Source organism: Acetobacterium wieringae, assembly GCF_023700225.1.
Taxonomy (GTDB): domain Bacteria; phylum Bacillota; class Clostridia; order Eubacteriales; family Eubacteriaceae; genus Acetobacterium; species Acetobacterium wieringae.
Genome location: NZ_CP097897.1, coordinates 1,338,348 through 1,356,277, shown reverse-complemented (window position 1 = coordinate 1,356,277; position 17,930 = coordinate 1,338,348). Strand labels below are relative to the sequence as shown.

21 protein-coding genes are annotated in these 17,930 nt (G+C 49.4%); 4 read left to right on the top strand and 17 right to left on the bottom strand.

The genetic code is table 11. From position 1 onward, the window contains the following. Positions 1–2 precede the first annotated feature (2 nt). The 8 genes from CHL1_RS06540 to CHL1_RS06505 all read right to left on the bottom strand — a co-directional run bounded on the left by CHL1_RS06540 (position 3) and on the right by CHL1_RS06505 (position 4,308). Positions 3–971 (bottom strand): aromatic ring-hydroxylating oxygenase subunit alpha, encoded by a 969-nt coding sequence (locus tag CHL1_RS06540; RefSeq protein WP_250935463.1) that lies wholly within the window; start codon positions 969–971, stop codon positions 3–5. Between the two features lie 266 nt (positions 972–1,237). Then, positions 1,238–1,837: a D-Ala-D-Ala carboxypeptidase family metallohydrolase gene (locus CHL1_RS06535; RefSeq protein WP_250935461.1), complete on the bottom strand. Its 600-nt coding sequence runs from the start codon at positions 1,835–1,837 to the stop codon at positions 1,238–1,240. Between the two features lie 17 nt (positions 1,838–1,854). Continuing rightward, complete coding sequence (locus CHL1_RS06530; protein ID WP_338078302.1) at positions 1,855–2,277, bottom strand: phage holin family protein; 423 nt, start codon at positions 2,275–2,277, stop codon at positions 1,855–1,857. 50 nt (positions 2,278–2,327) lie between these two features. Further along, positions 2,328–2,552 carry a DUF2922 domain-containing protein gene (locus CHL1_RS06525; protein ID WP_228880664.1) on the bottom strand — a complete coding sequence of 75 codons (225 nt, stop codon included), beginning with the start codon at positions 2,550–2,552 and terminating at the stop codon, positions 2,328–2,330. Between the two features lie 38 nt (positions 2,553–2,590). Beyond that, positions 2,591–2,818 (bottom strand): DUF1659 domain-containing protein, encoded by a 228-nt coding sequence (locus tag CHL1_RS06520; protein WP_228880660.1) that lies wholly within the window; start codon positions 2,816–2,818, stop codon positions 2,591–2,593. Between the two features lie 181 nt (positions 2,819–2,999). After that, positions 3,000–3,314 (bottom strand): hypothetical protein, encoded by a 315-nt coding sequence (locus CHL1_RS06515; RefSeq protein ID WP_250935459.1) that lies wholly within the window; start codon positions 3,312–3,314, stop codon positions 3,000–3,002. Between the two features lie 24 nt (positions 3,315–3,338). After that, positions 3,339–4,031 carry a hypothetical protein gene (locus tag CHL1_RS06510; RefSeq protein WP_250935457.1) on the bottom strand — a complete coding sequence of 231 codons (693 nt, stop codon included), beginning with the start codon at positions 4,029–4,031 and terminating at the stop codon, positions 3,339–3,341. A 22-nt stretch (positions 4,032–4,053) separates the two neighbouring features. Continuing rightward, complete coding sequence (locus CHL1_RS06505; protein ID WP_228880654.1) at positions 4,054–4,308, bottom strand: helix-turn-helix transcriptional regulator; 255 nt, start codon at positions 4,306–4,308, stop codon at positions 4,054–4,056. Between the two features lie 364 nt (positions 4,309–4,672). Between CHL1_RS06505 and CHL1_RS06500 the strand changes: the two genes are divergently transcribed. After that, complete coding sequence (locus CHL1_RS06500; protein WP_250935447.1) at positions 4,673–5,173, top strand: hypothetical protein; 501 nt, start codon at positions 4,673–4,675, stop codon at positions 5,171–5,173. 185 nt (positions 5,174–5,358) lie between these two features. Here CHL1_RS06500 and CHL1_RS06495 read toward each other — a convergent pair whose 3' ends face one another. From CHL1_RS06495 to CHL1_RS06475, 6 genes are all read right to left on the bottom strand, one after another. Beyond that, positions 5,359–8,391 (bottom strand): type I restriction endonuclease subunit R, encoded by a 3,033-nt coding sequence (locus CHL1_RS06495; RefSeq protein WP_250935445.1) that lies wholly within the window; start codon positions 8,389–8,391, stop codon positions 5,359–5,361. After that, the gene (locus CHL1_RS06490; RefSeq protein WP_250935443.1) at positions 8,388–9,569 is read right to left on the bottom strand and encodes a restriction endonuclease subunit S; all 1,182 of its coding nucleotides are present in this window, start codon (positions 9,567–9,569) and stop codon (positions 8,388–8,390) included. Before CHL1_RS06490 ends, CHL1_RS06495 begins: the two co-directional genes overlap by 4 nt. After that, a complete protein-coding gene (locus CHL1_RS06485) occupies positions 9,566–9,814 on the bottom strand; it encodes a GIY-YIG nuclease family protein (RefSeq protein WP_250935441.1) in 249 nt (82 codons plus the stop codon). Before CHL1_RS06485 ends, CHL1_RS06490 begins: the two co-directional genes overlap by 4 nt. Continuing rightward, on the bottom strand, positions 9,814–11,400 hold the full coding sequence (locus tag CHL1_RS06480) for a type I restriction-modification system subunit M (RefSeq protein WP_250935439.1): 1,587 nt from the start codon (positions 11,398–11,400) through the stop codon (positions 9,814–9,816). Before CHL1_RS06480 ends, CHL1_RS06485 begins: the two co-directional genes overlap by 1 nt. A 416-nt stretch (positions 11,401–11,816) precedes the next feature. Next, positions 11,817–11,942, bottom strand: coding sequence for a helix-turn-helix domain-containing protein (locus tag CHL1_RS18490; protein ID WP_420840487.1), 126 nt, complete (start codon positions 11,940–11,942; stop codon positions 11,817–11,819). Further along, positions 11,891–12,472 (bottom strand): Crp/Fnr family transcriptional regulator, encoded by a 582-nt coding sequence (locus CHL1_RS06475; RefSeq protein ID WP_250935430.1) that lies wholly within the window; start codon positions 12,470–12,472, stop codon positions 11,891–11,893. Before CHL1_RS06475 ends, CHL1_RS18490 begins: the two co-directional genes overlap by 52 nt. Before the next feature lie 89 nt (positions 12,473–12,561). On the opposite strand from CHL1_RS06475, the gene CHL1_RS06470 reads away from it, so the two are divergent. Then, positions 12,562–12,894, top strand: coding sequence for a cupin domain-containing protein (locus CHL1_RS06470; RefSeq protein ID WP_250935429.1), 333 nt, complete (start codon positions 12,562–12,564; stop codon positions 12,892–12,894). Then, positions 12,891–13,502, top strand: coding sequence for a 4Fe-4S binding protein (locus tag CHL1_RS06465; protein ID WP_250935427.1), 612 nt, complete (start codon positions 12,891–12,893; stop codon positions 13,500–13,502). Before CHL1_RS06470 ends, CHL1_RS06465 begins: the two co-directional genes overlap by 4 nt. Positions 13,503–13,576: 74 nt before the next feature. Here the strand turns inward: CHL1_RS06465 and CHL1_RS06460 are convergent, their stop codons facing one another. Both CHL1_RS06460 and CHL1_RS06455 read right to left on the bottom strand, forming a co-directional pair. Beyond that, complete coding sequence (locus CHL1_RS06460) at positions 13,577–14,026, bottom strand: Hsp20/alpha crystallin family protein (protein ID WP_228880641.1); 450 nt, start codon at positions 14,024–14,026, stop codon at positions 13,577–13,579. Between the two features lie 151 nt (positions 14,027–14,177). Further along, positions 14,178–14,735: a DJ-1 family glyoxalase III gene (locus CHL1_RS06455; RefSeq protein ID WP_250935425.1), complete on the bottom strand. Its 558-nt coding sequence runs from the start codon at positions 14,733–14,735 to the stop codon at positions 14,178–14,180. A 436-nt stretch (positions 14,736–15,171) separates the two neighbouring features. On the opposite strand from CHL1_RS06455, the gene CHL1_RS06450 reads away from it, so the two are divergent. Continuing rightward, positions 15,172–16,272 carry a sensor domain-containing diguanylate cyclase gene (locus CHL1_RS06450; protein ID WP_250935423.1) on the top strand — a complete coding sequence of 367 codons (1,101 nt, stop codon included), beginning with the start codon at positions 15,172–15,174 and terminating at the stop codon, positions 16,270–16,272. A gap of 46 nt (positions 16,273–16,318) precedes the next feature. Here CHL1_RS06450 and CHL1_RS06445 read toward each other — a convergent pair whose 3' ends face one another. Continuing rightward, positions 16,319–17,785, bottom strand: a complete 1,467-nt coding sequence (locus CHL1_RS06445) for a S41 family peptidase (protein ID WP_250935422.1) — start codon at positions 17,783–17,785, stop codon at positions 16,319–16,321. Between the last annotated feature and the right edge of the window lie 145 nt (positions 17,786–17,930).

The following is a 17,930-nucleotide window of genomic DNA, read 5'->3' as shown; positions in this document are numbered from 1 at the left end:
CGTTATTTCCGGCGCTTCAACTCGTCCCGGATGCGCCGATACTGGATCACCGGCCCGTCCCCGGACAGCAGGTTTTCCTTGGAGATAAACGCCGAAGCTTTGGGTTTTTGGGTGATCACCACCCGCCTGTCCTGGCGCTCGATAATCCGGTTGCCAAATTTTCCGAACCAGGCAATCAGAGCATTAACTGGCCTGAGGCTGGTTGACCGGCAATAGAAACGAAGGTACAGGATCGTGTTTTCATCATCCACCGGCGCAAAATAAATAATAACTTTGGTGGCTTCACTGATATGGTTCATCCAGATGTTTGGAAACAGGAATTTCAGATAGGTGGCTTTAATGACGCAATCATCCGCCGCTTTGGGAGTTTGTCCGACATCTGTTTCATTATTGGCACTGGTTACCAGGCCCCCGGGGACAAACTCAATTTTGGGTCCGTTGACTAGGGTCTTGTTGCCCCGTCCGATGGTGTTGTGGTGGACAAATGGCAGGTGAATCACATCCAGCTGGTTTTCAATACAGCGGGAATAGTGGGTCGGCCAATGATCTTCAATTTCGCTACAAACAAAAGAATCATCGATATCGCCGTCAAAAAACGGCAATTCCTCAGTCTGTTTTTCCGGTTCCCCATACCATAGATAAATGATGCCATGGCTTTCCCGCACCCCATAAGCCTTGACGTTAAACCGGCTTAAATCTGCGATGGAGGCTCTCCCGTTGGCCGGGACAAAAGTGCAGTGGCCTTGGGGGTTAAACTCCAGACCATGAAAGGGACACTGGAGACATTCCCCCTGTAGCTTCCCGCGGCTCAAGGCGCCTCCGCGGTGGGTACACTGATCGACCACACAGCCAAGTTCTCCGTCCCGGTTGCGGAACAACACGAGTTCCTGATTCAGCCGTTTAACGCTGACAACCGCTTCTTTTTTCACTGCCTTCGATGGCAAAATGGCATACCATTGATTATTGATCATCGCTTCTTCCTTTCCATTTTGGTAACCTGCAGTTTTGTTATGAACCGAGTTATATAGCCGCAGAGCAAGCGGCACTGCTTATTACGCGCATCTGACTTCTATTCTAGCAGAAATCCAAGCTCAGGTAGAGAGAATCGCCAAAAATCATCACCACTTGCATAAATTTTCCCTTTATTGATGTAATCAAGCTGTCAAACCGGCAGATCCCTGAATTCCGTTCTGTTCTGATAAGCAAAAAACCCCGCCATAGTGGCGGGGTTTTTGCTTTACGAATAGACAATTGAATTACGGGGATAAATTTGAAAATGACAGAACAGTTCACGGGGATAACGAATTACTCCGAAGCTCCGGGCGACGGCAAAATCGGCCATTGCAGCCATCACCTCGGCATTCATCTGTCCGGCGAAGTAGCCGTCAAAGGCTTCGCCGCTTAAGTGACAGGAATCGGGAACACCGCCGTCATCCTGGTTTACCGGGGGGCAGCGGGCGCCGGAGGAGATCGTCAGCGGCCAGCCGAAGGCGTCCCGGAGCTCCTGGGCAAAGTGTTTAAGCGGCATAACCAGATCCAGACCGCAACCGCAGCGACAGGCAAATTCCTCGGGCCTGAAGTTTTTAAGGGCCAAAACATCCTGGTTCTGGCTGGTAGCAAGGGAATCATTAATCAGGCTGGCCCCGATCCGTTCGTTTAAGGCCAATAGCAGGGCATTATTAGTGGCCTCCCCAACCAGCCCGTCAGCGGCCAGACAATTATCCTGCTGGAAGCTAAGCACCGCCGCCGTACGCTCACCATCCCGGCCATCCAGTTGGCCAGGATCGTAACCCAGCACCTTCAAGGTTTCCTGAACCCATTTTACATAGTCGTTCACACAGACCTCCCTTTTCTTTATTTTTCGTTCTTTTCCTGAAGGACGTCAATCGCCCGGATGATTGGACTGGGTAGGGGCACCCCCATCAGGCCGATGTTTTCGGTAATTGATAACAGCTCATTGCCGCAGCAGGCAATCACGGTGGCATCACGAATGATGGTGGTCCCGAGGATCAAATCCAGCCGGCAGGCGACCAGCACCACCCCGAGGGTGACGGCTTTGCGAAGCAGCCCCTTCCAGGCAGCCCGACTTTCCAGGGCGCCCTGCTGTGATTTTTGGCTTTTGTGAAAAACCCCGGCCAGCACCAAGCCGGTCAGATAATCCACTGCCATAAAAATAAGAAGCGACGAGAGCCCGGCATCCCAGCCCCCCAACAGACTCGCCAGGCCACTGCCCAGTAACCCCAGGGCAGTCAGGAGCATCAGTTTCAGCTCAGCCATCGAAAGCCTGACCGCTACAGTCTTTTGTGGGAGCCGTTACGGCTCCCGGTTTATGGTGCATCATAGAAGTCGGTCTCGGTGGTCGCAACCTTCTTGCAGTCGACTTTGGCGACGAGGTTTACGCCATCCGGTTTAAAGATATTGGCCGCCAGAATGGTGTCCATTGCCGCATTGGCTTCGGCCTGGGTAACATCGGGACGGATATCAGAAAACTGCATCGATCGGTTTTTATTGTTGGCATCTTTAAAGACCATCACAACTTTATATTCTTGCATCGGTTTCTCCTTTCGGTTTTATTTTGAAATTACTGAGCTTACAGGCCGTCGTCGAAAATCGCATCCTGCTGAATCCGAAACATTTCCTCCATTGCGGGCACCTGCAATCCGGTGATGGCCGTAGCCACGGTGTGCATTGCGGCGATGGTGGCATCCGGACTGATGTCGTTGTAGGTTTTATTTTTTATGACTTCCTTGCCGTTTACCAGGCCGTAATTCAGACGGGTCACCATTTTGACTGAATAGGTTTCACTGACTGTTGCCATGGTTTACCTCCTTTTTCTTATTTCAGCGGCAACAACGACGCACGTGGGCTAAAACCATCATCGCTCTTTGGTTGTTGATCTGATAGAACTATTATAACATAAATAATTACTAATTATGTATTTATTTCTATAATATTTAATTTCAGTAACTTTTGTACGGTTCGCCCCGCCCTTTTAACCATCAGGACAGAGATTCCACTTTGAGATAGCTCTTGCGACTGCTGACCTTGAGGTAGTCGTTTAGCAGCCGCACATAGAGCTCCGGTTCGGCCTTTTCCATCGCCCGGATATTAATGCCGGTGTTTCTGGTTTCGCCGACGATCACAATTTTAAAACCATTGGTTACGATCCGGTCGAGGCCAGCCTTTTCCATATTGGTCCTTAGCTGTTCCTTGAGCCCTTTTAGCATCTGCTCTTCGGCTTTAACCAGGTCCCCTTTCACCAGGGTATTCTGAATCAGCTCACCGTTATTTTCAATAAATAGTTCTTGGGTCATCTTTTCCTCCATCGCATTCATTAATCAGCCCAACAACAGCTGGGTTTCTTTCATCAGCTCGGCAAAGGCCTTATCCCGGGCATCGTTCTCGTCCTTTTCAAACCAGTTTAAAATAGCGGCATAGTCGCTTACGTATTGGTAACCCTTTGCTTCCTTACCGGTATCCAACCGTCTGATCCACTCCTCCCAGGTCTCGGGGAATTGCTGTTGCAGTTTATCAAGTTCTGCCCCGGTCAATAAGACATTGCCATACTGGCCAAAGGTGCTTTTCTCTTTTTGAACCGTTGGTTTGGTCTGGTCTGGTTTAAATAAGTGACCCGTTTCAAGTGTCGTTTCATGTGTCGTTTGCGGTACCAACGGCGGTACCGTCTGCGCCCCACCCGAGGCCTCAAAACCATTGTTTTTGGGCATCCCACAGCCGGATTGCCGTGGCACCGGTTGCAGCTGGTAGAGATTGGGTTGGCGGTTCACACCCCGCCGGCTCAACAGCAGACCCGCTTCAAGAAGCTCCGCCCGGGCCCGAATCAGGGTATTTTTGTTATTGACCTGAATCATACTCATCATCCGCAGCATATCCACCTGCAGCCAGTCGGGAAAACCGGCCTCGTTCCAGAGACAAAACAGATGAAACCAGAGCAGCTGGGCATTGGTCCCCAGATGCTGATGCTTAACCAGACGGTAAAAACTGGTCACTTCCACAATAAAATTTACCTGCATTTTACACCTGTCAACTTTACGTTCATCGTGACCCGACCGATTCTTCCGGTAGCTCAAAGGGCTGGTCAAAGATAAAAAACAAGGCGCTGATCTCCACGTTGAAGTAGTCCGCAATGGGTTTTTTTAGCGGATCCTTGGGACCGCAGCGACCCGATTCATAATGTCGAAAACAACACTCACTGATCCCCAGGGCCTCAGCCACCTCTTTCTGGGTGCGCTCCCCCCGCAGCATCATTAACCGCTGACCGATAATTTTTTGTCTTTCTTTCCGCATCATAACAAGTTTCCTCCTCAAATTTTTTAAAATTCTTTTGGTCTGTTCTTATGACTGTCATCGACTCAGTAAATCAAACCCGACATGGCCGACAAGGGTCAAAATAGTCAGCGCTCCTTTCGCTGTCCATTTTAGAATAATTATAGCCGATCTATTGCCAATTGCAAGCGTTTCCAATGTACTTATTCTATTTCAGTACAATTTGTACGGTTGATGAGCAACGTTCGATCAAATCCAGCGGCTGACCGTCGACTTTCTACTGAAATGGATTTTTTCGGCCAAACCCGTTTACCTGGTCCGGCGACGGTGTTATAATCAGGAAAAGTTGAGCCGCTAGCAAATTTTAAAACGAAGGGAAAAAATAACGATGAATCATCATAATCCGGTAATGAGTAACCACCTGAAACCCCATGGCAAGGGCCATCCGGCGCTTCCGGAACCTGTCAGCACTTATCTTTGCCGTCTGGTCGCCGCTAAAAAGGAATTGACGGCGCTAAGCCACTGCCAGCAAATTGTGCTCTGTGGCCATGACTGCGGTGTCCATGTTCATGAGGGGATCGGCGTTTTGGCTGCGGTACGCCGGTCAAACCCTGACCATAAAACAGCGCAACTGCCCAGATTATCCACTGGAACTGTCTTTTACCCACCAGGGAATCACCTTCTACCAGCTCAAATCAGCGGCGGCATTGGCGGCGGTGGGCTGGGGGGCGGATGCTTGATAGACGGATTTAATGCTTGGTGGTGGCGTGGGTGGCAGCGCAAAAAAAGAAACGCCCGTGGGAGGGGCGTTTCTGGTGCTGAAAGCTATTTTTATGATAGTGGGGGCATTTTTTCCGGTCTTCTTACACTTTTTGCATTCCCCTACTGAGGTTTACGGGACGCGGATGACGCAGATCCTCTTTGATATGAGGAAATATAAAATTTACCTGCAACGCTACCAACTAGCTTTGTATCGAGCTTTATATCGGCTTTGGCTAAATCCATCTTCTTAATTCTCCTTGTTCGCTATTTCGTAGCGCTACCTCCTAAAATGTTTAGCAGCGGCGCTTTTGACTATTCTTCCGACACCAGCCCGAAATACTTTTCAAAGAATTTCATCAGCTTGTCGCCGACACTTTGCTTTTTGGCGGCCCGGTTGCCACCTCCAAAGCGTGATACTGGCGGCATGATTTTATCGATGTCGGTGCCGCTAGTTTTCAGCGCCCCATCACGGAAGGCGTTATCGATAAATTTTCTGGTTTCCTCCGGTTTGAGTTTTTCGGCACTGATCAGTTCCTCCAGGTCGCTCTCTTTCTGCTCATCGACAAAGCGGCGCCACGCCTCGTCCACCTTGGTTGACGCATTGACTGTCTCAATAAAGTGTTCAATCAGGACCTTCTTGCTGCGCAGCTCAATACTGGCGCCGATGGCCTTATCAATCGCCACCAGGATACTCTTGTCCTCACAGTTGGAGGCATGGTATTGGGCCACCAGCATCAGGATATAATCGATGTTGATTTCGACCTGGCGGATCAGTTCAATTTCAAAGACGAGGTCGTCGTTGATCCGTTCCTTGTCAGCCTTGTGATCATCAACAAAGTCGTGATAGAGATCCAGATAAAGACTCTGGTAGTCCTGAAAATCCCGGTTGGTCAGAATTTCCTGGCCGGAAAAGTTGTCAAAGGCAGTCAGGATATTCTTAAGCCGCAGGATTGCCCCAAACAGCCGGATAAAGTCCTTCTGGTTCTGTTCGCCGATGATCGCCAGCCCCAGCGGAAATTTTTGACTAAGCTGGGCAATCAATTCGGTGTAGCCGGGGTGATGCTGGCCATCTTCGTCAAAGCCATAATAATAGCTGTCAAAGTTTTTCAGCAGCACGATGCTGCCGGCATCCTTATCGCCAAACAGGGCGATGGCGGCATCGGTTTGCTCCTGTAAATCCCGGAAACAGACGATGTTGCCATAAGTTTTAACGGCATTAAGGATCCGGTTGGTCCGCGAGAAGGCCTGAATCAGGCCGTGCTGCTTGAGGTTTTTATCGACCCACAGGGTGTTGAGGGTGGTGGCATCAAAGCCGGTTAAAAACATATTCACAACAATCAGCAGATCGACCTCCCGGTTTTTCATCCGCAGCGACAGGTCTTTATAATAGTTTTGAAACTTGTCGGCCGAGGTATCATAGTTAGTATTAAAGTCGCGGTTATAATCGGCAATGGCCGCTTCCAGAAAATCCCGGGAGGATTGATCGAGGCTTTCGGTATCAAAATCCTCGTCGGGAAAAACATCCTCGGGATCGGCTTCGTTGGCGGAAAAGCTGAAAATGGTGGCCACATTAAGGGCCCGGCCCTGCTCGGTTAGCTGTTTTTTCAGTTCGAGATAATATTTTTTGGCCACCGGGATCGAGCTGACTGCCAAAATCGAGTTAAAGCCGGCGACCCGCTGACCCTTAAGCGAATAGAAATGGTTGCGCTTGGTCTTCTGGTCAAAATGCTCCAGCAGATAAGTGACAACCGCCCGGATCCGGGCCGGGTCGGCCAGGGCTGCTTCGGTATCAATGGCGGCCACCGCTTTATCCGCCAGCCCATCTTTCATCTTGACGGTGTTGATATAGTCAATCCGAAAGGGCAGCACGTTGCCGTCATTGATGGCATTGACAATGGTATAGGTATGCAGCTTGTCGCCAAAGGCCTGGGGGGTGGTGCGCATGGCCGGGTTGCCGCCGCTGCCAGCATTGGTGGCAAAAATCGGCGTTCCGGTAAAACCAAAAATGTGATAGTGCTTAAAGGCGGTGACGATTTTTTTATGCATATCACCAAACTGAGACCGGTGGCATTCATCAAAGATGATCACAAAATGTTTTTTAAAGGCCGCATGACCCTTGTTTTTGGAAACAAAGACATCAAGCTTCTGAATCGTCGTGATGATGATCTTAGAACTGCTGTCAGCCAGCTGCTGCTTAAGAATTCGGGTGGAGGTATTGCTGTCGGCGGCGCCCTTCTGGAAACGGTCGTATTCCTTGATGGTCTGGTAGTCCAGGTCTTTCCGGTCGACCACAAACAGCACCTTATCGATATAGGGCAGAGCCGTGGCCAGCTGGGCGGTCTTAAAGGAGGTCAGGGTTTTGCCGCTGCCAGTGGTATGCCAGATATAGCCGCCAGCAGCCAGCGTGCCGGTTTGCTTATAGTTATGGGAAATTTCGATCCGTGAGAGGATCTGCTCGGTGGCGGCAATCTGGTAGGGCCGCATCACCAATAGCAGCGCTTCGGTGGTAAAGACACAATATTTGGTCAGGACGTTTAAGAGCGAGTGTTTAGCCAGAAAAGTCCGGGTGAAGTCGACCAGGTCGGCAATGGCGGTGTTGCTTAAGTCGGCCCAGTAGGAGGTGAATTCAAAACTGTTGCTGGTCTTCTTACTCTTTTTGCGTTCCCCGGCGGCAGTTTCCTTGACGTGGCTGGCCCGGGTGGTATTGGAATAATACTTGGTGTGGGTACCATTGGAAATGATAAAAATCTGGACATATTCAAACAGCCCGCTGGCGGCCCAGAAGCTGTCCCGCTGATAGCGTTTAATCTGATTAAAGGCTTCCCGGATGGCGACGCCCCGGCGCTTCAGTTCGATATGAACCAGCGGCAGACCATTGACCAGAATGGTGACGTCATAACGGGTCTGGTGAGTTCCGCCGGTTTCCTGATACTGGTTGATCACCTGCAGGCGGTTGTTGTGAATATTTTTCTTGTCGATCAGACTGATATTTTTGGTGGTGCCGTCGTCACGCTTTAGGTTCTGGACATGGTCGGTCTGGATTCGACGGGTTTTCTCTAAAATCCCGTCATTGGCACCAACCACGCATTTTTTAAAAAACCAGTCCCATTCAGAATCCGAAAAGCTATAGTCATTGAGGGCTTCCAGCTGGCGGCGCAGATTGGCCACCAGGGCGGCTTCATCGTGAATCGCAAGGGTCTGATAACCCTGGGCCTGAAGCAGGCGGAGCAGTTCCCGCTCCAGCTCGGCCTCGCTCTGGTAGGCATCCGAGCGGCTGTAATCGGCCCGGTATTCGGCCACGACGGTGCTTTCGTTGGAAGCCACAACAACGTTATAAAGGCTCATGCACTCACCTCCTGGCCATCGGTCCGGCTGACCTGCTTGTTCGCAGGGCAAGCCTTAAAAGTCAACAGCTGGTCGCGGTAGTATTCGTATTGCTGCTGCCGGGCGGTGATTTCAGCGGGCAGGCCGCTGGTCAGGTCGTTGCAGAGGGTGTCGAAGCGGTCGAGGATGGCAACGATCCGGGCTTGGACTTCGAGGGGTGGGACAGGGATTGTAAGCTTGTGCAATTTGCTGCCTTTGATTCCTTTTACGGTACCACCGGTAGCGGTTGCTAAAAGTTTATCTTGGAATTCATTCCCAAGAAGTATATATTTCAAAAAAGTGCTATTAAGTGCATCGGTTTTTGGTCTATACTTAATTACTCGCTGTGCTAAAGCTATATCTTCGTTGTCAATTTGGGCGATATTGCCACAAGGCGCTTCTGTTGTAATCAATACATCACCTTGCTGAGGATAACCGCGTCGCATAACAATCTCATAATCTTCTGGCGCAATGTACTCTTTTGATTTTTCATAATCAATATAACCTTTTCTGATGTTTTTTGCCGTAACAAGAAAGACTCCGTTTTCCACCTTTTTTGGGGTTTTACCTCGGTAATCGACAATGTCGCATAAATCTGCAAGTGCGTAATACTGAGCGTCACTAAATGACAACAATTCTTTGCTATAATACTCATATTGCTTTTTCCGAGCTGACAGCTCCGCTGTAAGCTCCGCTGTAAGCTCCGTGAAATTGTCCAGAATCCGGACAATTTCACCCTGCACCGGCAGCGGCGGGAGGGGGATTTTAACAGAGTTAAGAACAGCTTGCGTCAGGCTTGGCACACCACCAGCTGTATTGAGTCTTTCAAGATGTTGGGCTTGCAAATAGTAAAAAACATATTTAGGTTCAATTATATCAGTATTTATATCAGTATAAAAAATTGTGTCTACTGTCCAGAACGGTACATCCACGTAATACAATTTATCAATTGAACCTTTACGTGGTATTAGTACCGAAGGTTTTTCAAAAGCAGCACGGTCGATGAAAGTCATAATACCGCCGGTACCATAAACCGGTATATCGCCTTTATCAAACCCCTTATAATCTTTGCCATTTTTAATTGTCAGCACTTGTGAAAGTTCTTTAACCTCCACCCCATCCGGGCACAGCTCCGCCATCAACGCCTCCAGCCTGCTCATGGGTTTACCTCCTTCTTTAACCACTCCCGGCCAACACCTGTTTTTAGATATTTTTCCCGTTTTACCGCTTCTTCAAGCGTATCTAACCGCTCGTAATAAACCATTTTAATCGGCTTATGCCATCTCGAGTGCTGTGCCCCATTTCCGCTGCAGTGTTCTTTGTATCGTCGTTCTAAATTGTCGGTATGGCCTTTATATAAAGAACCATCATCGCAAAGAATTACATAGACAAACCAATTCTTCATTAGTCAATCCACCCCTGCCTGCCGGCAGGCAGGTCAATCTCGGCAATAATCCTGGCAATCTCGTCCCGCAGCAGCTGCTCCCGGGCGACAATCGCTTCAATCTCGGCATTAAGAACGGTGATATCAATCACTTCCCGCAGATCCGGCGGCTCGACGTAAGACGACACTGACAGGTTATAATCCTGGGCGGCGATCTCGGCATTGGGCACCAGCCGGGCAAAATGCTCACGGTCGGCCCGGTTTTTATAGGCGCTGATAATCGCCTCGATATTGGCCGGAGTCAGTTTGTTGTTATTGGTAACCTTGACGCATTCTTTGGCGGCATCAATAAACAGGGTGCTGTTTTCACTTTTGGACTTTTTTAACACCATGATGCAGGTGGCAATGCTGGTGCCAAAGAAGAGATTCCCCGGCAATTGGATGACGCAGTCAATGTAGTTGTTGTCGATCAGGTATTTGCGGATCTTCTGCTCGGCGCCGCCCCGATACATCACCCCCGGAAAACAGACAATTGCTGCCGTCCCGGAGGTTGCCAGCCAGGCCAGAGAATGCAAAATAAAGGCCAGGTCGGCCTTGGACTTGGGTGCCAGCACCCCGGCCGGGGAAAAACGGGGATCGTTGATCAGCAGCGGATTGGCATCGCCATCCCAGCGGATGGAGTAAGGCGGATTGGAGACAATCGCTTCAAAAGGTTCATCATCCCAGTGCATCGGGTCGGTCAGGGTGTCGCCATGGCCGATATCAAACTTGTCGTAGTCAATATCGTGGAGAAACATATTGATGCGGCAGAGATTATAGGTGGTGATGTTGATTTCCTGACCATAGAAGCCCTGGCGGACGTTTTCTTTGCCGAGAATCTTGGCATAATTTAACAGCAGCGAGCCGGAGCCGCAGGCCGGGTCATAGACCTTATTGACCTCCGTTTTACCGACCAGGGTGATCCGGGTCAACAGTTCGCTGACTTCCTGGGGGGTGTAGTATTCGCCGCCGCTTTTGCCGGCATTGGAGGCGTACATCCCCATCAGGTATTCGTAGGCGTCACCAAAGGCATCAATGGTGTTGTCCTGATAGCCGCCGAGATTCATGTCGCCGATGCCGTCTAAGAGCTTGACGAGCATTTCGTTGCGCTTGGCAACGGTGCCGCCGAGCTTGTTGCTATTGACGTCAATATCATCAAACAGGCCTTTAAAATCATCTTCGCTGATGCTGCCCTGGGCCGAGCTTTCAATATTGCGGAAGGCCTGCTCCAGGGTTTCATTGAGGTTCTCATCCGCGGCGCGGCTCCTAACGTTTTCAAACAGCTCACTGGGGAGGATAAAAAAACCCCGGGTCAAAACCAGATCGGCCCGGGCTTCTTCAGCGTCGGCGTCCGATAGTTGGGCGTAATCAAAACCGCTGTTACCGGCTTCGTGCTCGCCGCGGTTAATGTAGTCGGTCAGATTTTCCGAGATATAGCGGTAAAAGAGCATCCCCAGCACATACTGCTTAAAATCCCAGCCGTCAACACTGCCACGCAGGTCATTGGCAATATTCCAGATGGTCCGGTGCAGTTCCGCCCGTTGTTGTTCTTTTTTATTATCAGCCATGTGTTCTTCTCCATCTCTGCTTTTTTTGTCGCTTCGCATTTTGTCCGATCAGTGCCAGGCGCTGACGGTCATACGGTATCATTTTAACTCAGCCATCAGAAAATCGCAACTGCTCTTTATAAAAGTGAATGAAAGGCCAGCATGACCAGCGACACGGCAGTAAAAATAAACCCCTCATAAAAATAGCCAATCCCGGCACTCCCGCTGGGATTGGCTGATCGTCTATTGCGTTTTTATTACTCCTGTTCTTCCCACAAATCAAAATCATCATCAATTGACTGTGCTTCCTGATTCATGATTTTTCTGGTATTCGATGGTTCCGACTTTTCTCTTTCATACAAAATAATTTCATCCTCCATGACATTTTTTTGACGTTTTCATCCAAACCTGCCATATCGGCCGGGTGATAGACACGCCTAAGCTTTAATCGTAATCGTTTTGGCATCAAAATCCAGCAATCCGGCTTTTTTCATTTTGGCCAGTTCCCGGCTCAGGGAAGTCCGCTGCACGCCCAGCCGTTCTGCCAATTCTTTTTGGAACATCCCAGGGTGATCACCGGGCTTTGTTGGAGCTGGTATTGATGACTGAGGTAATCGTTAATCCGCTGGCGCACGGTTTTTAAGGAAATTACCGTCAGCTTATCTGTCAGAATCATCGTCTTTTCCGAAATCGACTGCAGCAAGCCTTTAAGAAAGTCGGCATTTTTCTGGCAGAGGGACAGAACCAGTTCCGGTTCTAGATGCAGCATCATGACTTGGGTGGCCGCCATCACCGTCATTGGATAACTGTTTCTGACGGCAAAGAGCAGATTTTCGCCAATACTTTCCCCGACGCCAAAGACGTTGACAACCAGCATGTTGCCATTTTCATCCAGATTCAAAACCGCCACCCGGCCCGACAGAATCACGTCCATCCATTGACAAGGTTCATCTTTTAAATGAATGACCTGATCCTTAAGATATTCTCCGATCTTCGTTTTTGGAGAATGGATTATTTCTGCCAGCTCAGCTTCACAAAAGCCACTAAAATAATTGGCGCTGGTCAATAAGCGCAAGATCTCATTATTTTTCATTTTTATCCCCTTGTGTTACCATAGTAACACCTTTTCTTTTATTTTTCGATTATACTCGATTATATCTTGAAGTAAAAGGAGATATTATCATGTTAGAAAAAATTTATGCATTTACCCGTGGCAGCGAAAAACGGATCGAAAAAATTATCGATGACCAGCCGGTGATGATCAATCACATGATTTTCCCGGAAGGCGAAGGTTTAAAAGAACACTTTTCCAATTCCAATGTCTATATGATTGTCATTAAAGGGACACTTACTCTACAACTGGCTGACCAGGAAGCGCACCGCTATCAAGCCGGAGCGATCATCAATATTCCCTACCACGTCAAAATGAATGTCAATAACCGAGATCCCGAAATTCTAGAAATTTTTGTGATCAAAGCCCCCAGCCCGGCCTTTTATCAGCCGGACCAGCAATGACAACCGTCTGGCGCCGGGTCATCCAGCTAACTTTTCTAGGCCTGTTCGTGGCCCTGCTGGCGACTGCTAAGATTCAGCTGTGGATGGGCGTTTTTGGGCTGGGGCTGCTGGTTTCGCTGTTCTGGAGCCGCCTTTACTGTGGCTTTATCTGTCCGATCAACACGGTGATGGAAGGGATCACCTTTGTGAAACAGAAAGCCCATATCAAGAGCTTTAAAATTCCCCGCTGGCTGTCAAAACCCTGGCTGCCCCTGGTGATCCTGTTGCTATTTTTGCTGGTCTTTATCTTTGTGATCGTGACTGGCCAAAAACTGCCGATTCTGCCGCTGCTCTTTGCTGGCGGTGTGATCCTCACTCTTTTCTTTCCGGCGGAGCTGTGGCATCGTTTTTTATGTCCCTATGGGACGATCTTAAGTCTCAGTGGAATGAAAGCCCGCCATGCCATGGTCATCGACCCGGAAAAATGCAACAACTGTGGAGCCTGTCAAAAAGCCTGTCCGGCAGGAGCGATAAAAAAGCAATCTAAACATCAGATTGTCAAGCACCACTGCCTGGTTTGCCTGAAGTGTCAGCAAAGCTGCCACCAGAAAGCCATCCGCTATCACTAATGGCTAAAACCACCGATACAAAATAAAAACGCCCTATTTGCGGGCTATCTGCTGCAAATAGGGCGTTTCTTGCTTTATTCAATTTCAATTTGTTTGGTCAGCTCCGGCTTGGCCTGCTTGGGCACCGTGATGGTCAGAACCCCATCAGTTAGCTTGGCTTTGATGTCGTCCGAGGCCGCATCGGCTAGAAAGACGTTGCGGGTCATGGCCGTGAATTTTCGTTCCCGATGAACATAGTTTTTATCCGTTTCTTCTTTTGTTTCTTCCTTCTTGACGGCTATCTGAAGTCGACCCTCTTCCAGGGATAGACTGATTTCATTTTTCTGGAAGCCGGGGAGCTCGGCCTCAACAATATACTCTTTTTCATTGTCCTGGAGGTCAATTTTAAAGGTGTCACCCGCTAAGCTTCTTCGCATCGGCCAACCTTCTGCAAAAAAGTCGTCAAGCATATTCTGGAAATCATTAAAACCGGTATTCATCAAATCATTTCGTTTTCTGTTAAACGGAATCAGTGCTGTCATCATAACTACTCCTTTACATTGTATTTTGTTAGCACTCTCACTTAGCGAGTGCTAACTATGGTTATTTTATACCATCTTTTTTTTTATCTGTCAATACTTCTGTAAAGCCTTTTAAGTTATTTTTAAGGCGGTCAGTTAATCCGACGTTGGGTTTTTACTTCCGGTCATAGAGAATATTTTTACGCAAGGTTTCGGCCGCTTCCGCCCCTGCCAGAACAGTCACCAGTTCCAGGGCAAAGTCCACCGCTTTTCCCGGCCCCCGGGACGTAATGATACGGCCGTCCCGCACCACCGCTGCCTGCTGGTAGCAAGAATCCGGAAAGGCATCTTCAAAGCCGGGATAGGAGGTCACATTTCTGCCAGTGACGATCCCCGCCTGGGCCAGCACAATTGGTCCGGCACAGATGGCGGCCACTATTTTTTCGGCCTCATCCATCGCTCTGACCACGCCAATCACCCGCGGGTCATCTCTTAAGTTGGCCGCCCCGGGCATTCCGCCGGGAATCACGACGGCCTCATAACTATCAAGGTCACTCAGCTCATCAATATGCTGGTCGGCCTTGACTTCAATCTGATGGCTGCCCGTCACCATCAGCCCCTCTGCAATGCTGATCATCTCAACCGTCAGCGAGCTGATGCGGCGCAAATAATCGACAACCGTTAAAGCCTCCACTTCCTCAAATCCCGGTGCTAAAAAAACAATTACCTTCATCTTTCTCCTCCTTTACGAGCTTAAATAGTCATTTGCAAAACTGCCGTACGCTTTGGGCCCAGTTTCGCACGAAACAATTTCTACACTGTACGGCGGACAGGCTATCGCCAGTTCGCCTACACGTTACGAAATCGTTTGTGGAAACTGCACCCAAAGCAACCATTGTTCGATGTTTTTTAATTTCACTATTACCTATGCGTTTATCTTATTCTATTCCCAAGCAGGTTAAATAACAACGACTATTTAAAAGCCCGACAAATTTTTTATTTAACCCTTCTTTAGTGATCGGGATGTGGTATCATTAAGTTTTAAGCAAACACTAATTTAAGTAAAGCACCTTGCATGATCACCTGGCAATTGGGTATAAAGCTACTGACAATATTGCCAGACACTGGGTCTTAATTTTAGCAATTCCCCGATGATGAAGGAGACAATTATGTCAACAGAAAATAGCCACGCCCTGATTGCTTATCTCAATGCCCTGCTGGATGGAAAAAAGCCACCGCTACCAGCCGGTTACGCCGATGACCCCGATTTTCTTTTGCTGATTGGGAAGCTTGGACACATCGAGGCATTTGTTAGTGAGGCCCAAAAAACGGATACCGGCGACATCTGTGATCTGGATGAGTTGATCGCCCTCAAGAAAAAGCTTAAGGAAAGTGAAGAACATCATCGGCTGCTGATTGAAAACGCCAGCGACATTATCAGCACTATCAACCTCGATGGTGAATTTACCTATATCAGCCCTTCGGTGGAGCGGATGACCGGCTACACGGTGGACGAGGTCACCCATCATTTTCTTGAAATCAACTATTTTTTGCCGGAAACCTTAAAGGTCATGGAACGCACCATGGCCCTGGTCAGACAGACAATTGCCCGGGGCCAACGCTTTGATTCGGTTCGTTTTGAACAGATGCAATATACCAAAAATGGCCAGGCCTTCTGGACCGACACGGTTCTAACCGGGGTTTATGATGATCAGGATCAGCTCAAAGGATTGCTGGGCGTATCCCGGGATATCACCGAGCAGGTGCGGCTGCGGGAGGAAATCATCCGGCTTTCGCAAACTGATAAACTGACCCAGCTTTACAATCGTTCCCGGATCGAGGATCTGCTGGAGGATGAGTATAAATGGGCCAACCGCACGGATTCGACCTTTGCCGTCATCTTTCTGGATGTCGATCATTTCAAGTGGGTCAATGATCGTTTTGGCCATCAGGCCGGGGATCTGATCCTCAATGAGTTGTCGACGGTACTGCTTGACAACATCCGCCAGACGGATCGGGTCGGGCGCTGGGGCGGCGAAGAATTCGTTTTTATTCTGCCCGATACCGATGCCACCGGAGCCCTGCTTTTTGGTGAAAAAATCCGGTTAAAGATTGCCAGACACCCCTTTACCAATCCGACCCACATCACTGCCAGTCTGGGGGTGGCGGTTTATCAGGGCCGGGGCACCCTAATTGACCTGCTTGCCCGGGCCGATGACGCCATGTACGCCGCCAAGAAGGCCGGTCGCAACCAGGTGCAGTTGGGCTAGACCTGGACTCTCAAACAACCACCCGCTGAGAACGAAAGTAGTCTTCTTAGTTTTGCAGTAGCCGGATGGCCTCGGCCAACTCGACATCTTCCCCATTGGCAATCCGGATGGCATTTTCCGCCGTCATCGGGATGACCAGATCCGGCCGAACCCCGCCACTGCCATTACGACTGTCCAGCTGGATGTTTTTCTGTTCGTCCAGCGACTGACCCGATGGCCAGTGGACCGTCAGTGAACCGGGCATCAAGGCTTCAGCGCCAGCCAGGCCAAATGATCCATTGGTGCCATAAAAACCCAGCGTTCTGACATTGGGCAGTTTCTGAAGCCCCATCGCCAGCCCTTCTCCGGAACTGACGCACTTGGGATTGATCAAGACAATCACCGCTCCCCCATAATGCGGTTGGGTCGGCGCAATGGTCAGACCAACACTGCCGTCTTCATTTTCTTGAATTTCAAATGCCCCTGTTGCCGGATTATAGAGATTCTGGTATTCATAAAAGGCTGGCTGATCATAAAAAAATCCCAGCATATCCGCCGCCATCTGATCCAGTCCGCCAATATTATTCCTAAGATCGATAATCAGCCCCTGACTACCATTTTGTTTCGCAGAAGCAATGGCATCACGAAGCAGCTCCAGGGTTGACTGCGTTTTTCCGGTTTCCTGAAGATCAGCATCGAGTTCTCCCTGAATTTTTACATAACTGATCGTATCAGCCACCGTTTGGCTTTCCACCATCGCCGTTGGCACCGGATCCGGGTTATCGACCCCGACAAACATATCCCTAAGTTTATTGGAAACTACTGCATCCGGATAGTTTTTGCGAAGCGATTGGCCCCCATCATCAAAAGCAACCAACGTTGCCAGGGTTACCCCATCAGCCCCCAGATAGCCGATCTCAACCGGCTGGCCAATCGGAGCCCGAACCAGATAGGCCAGCTTTTTCAGATTCAGATATTCGGTGGTGGCCGATGTTCCACAAAGCAGCGTTTCGGTTTGATCCAGCGCCGTCCGGATCGGCTGACCATTCCAGGAAACCACTTCCGTACCGGGTCGCAGCCCGGCTGCAAAGGCCTGCGACGCAGGATCAACCCAACTGATGATGATGTTATGATCACTGCTGTTTGCAAGTGCCAGCCCATAGCCGCCACCAATAAATAAATCATCAATTTCTTTAAGATTGTTGACCCGGACATGGCCATCGGGTATTTCATTGAGATAAGCCCGCAGCGTCAAATAGTAGCCTTTAAAATCCTGACTGCTTTGGGCGGCGGCAATCTGGGGTGCATAAGTGTCATAAAGGGAGTTCCAATCAATTCCCTTCCATTCTGTGAAGGCATATTCCTGCGCGAGGGTTTCGTGTAGCGCTTCAAAGGCTGCTGTCCAGCTGAGATCACTAAAATCGTTGGTTGCCTCCGATTGGGTCGGTAGCCGGTCAAAATAGGCAAGAACCCCGGCAACGACGACGAGGATACAAAGAATCGCAAGTAGTTTTTTTATTTCCCTGGTTTGCATAAGAACTCCTTTCAAAGCTTGCGGAAATCCCCGAGACTTCTGCCATCAACAGCAAAATTTCAGCGCTTGACGGTTTCTTTTTTTAACCGACGAGCCACGAGCCCTGTTACGATAATAAAGCTCACTCATTTTGCGATTACAGGTT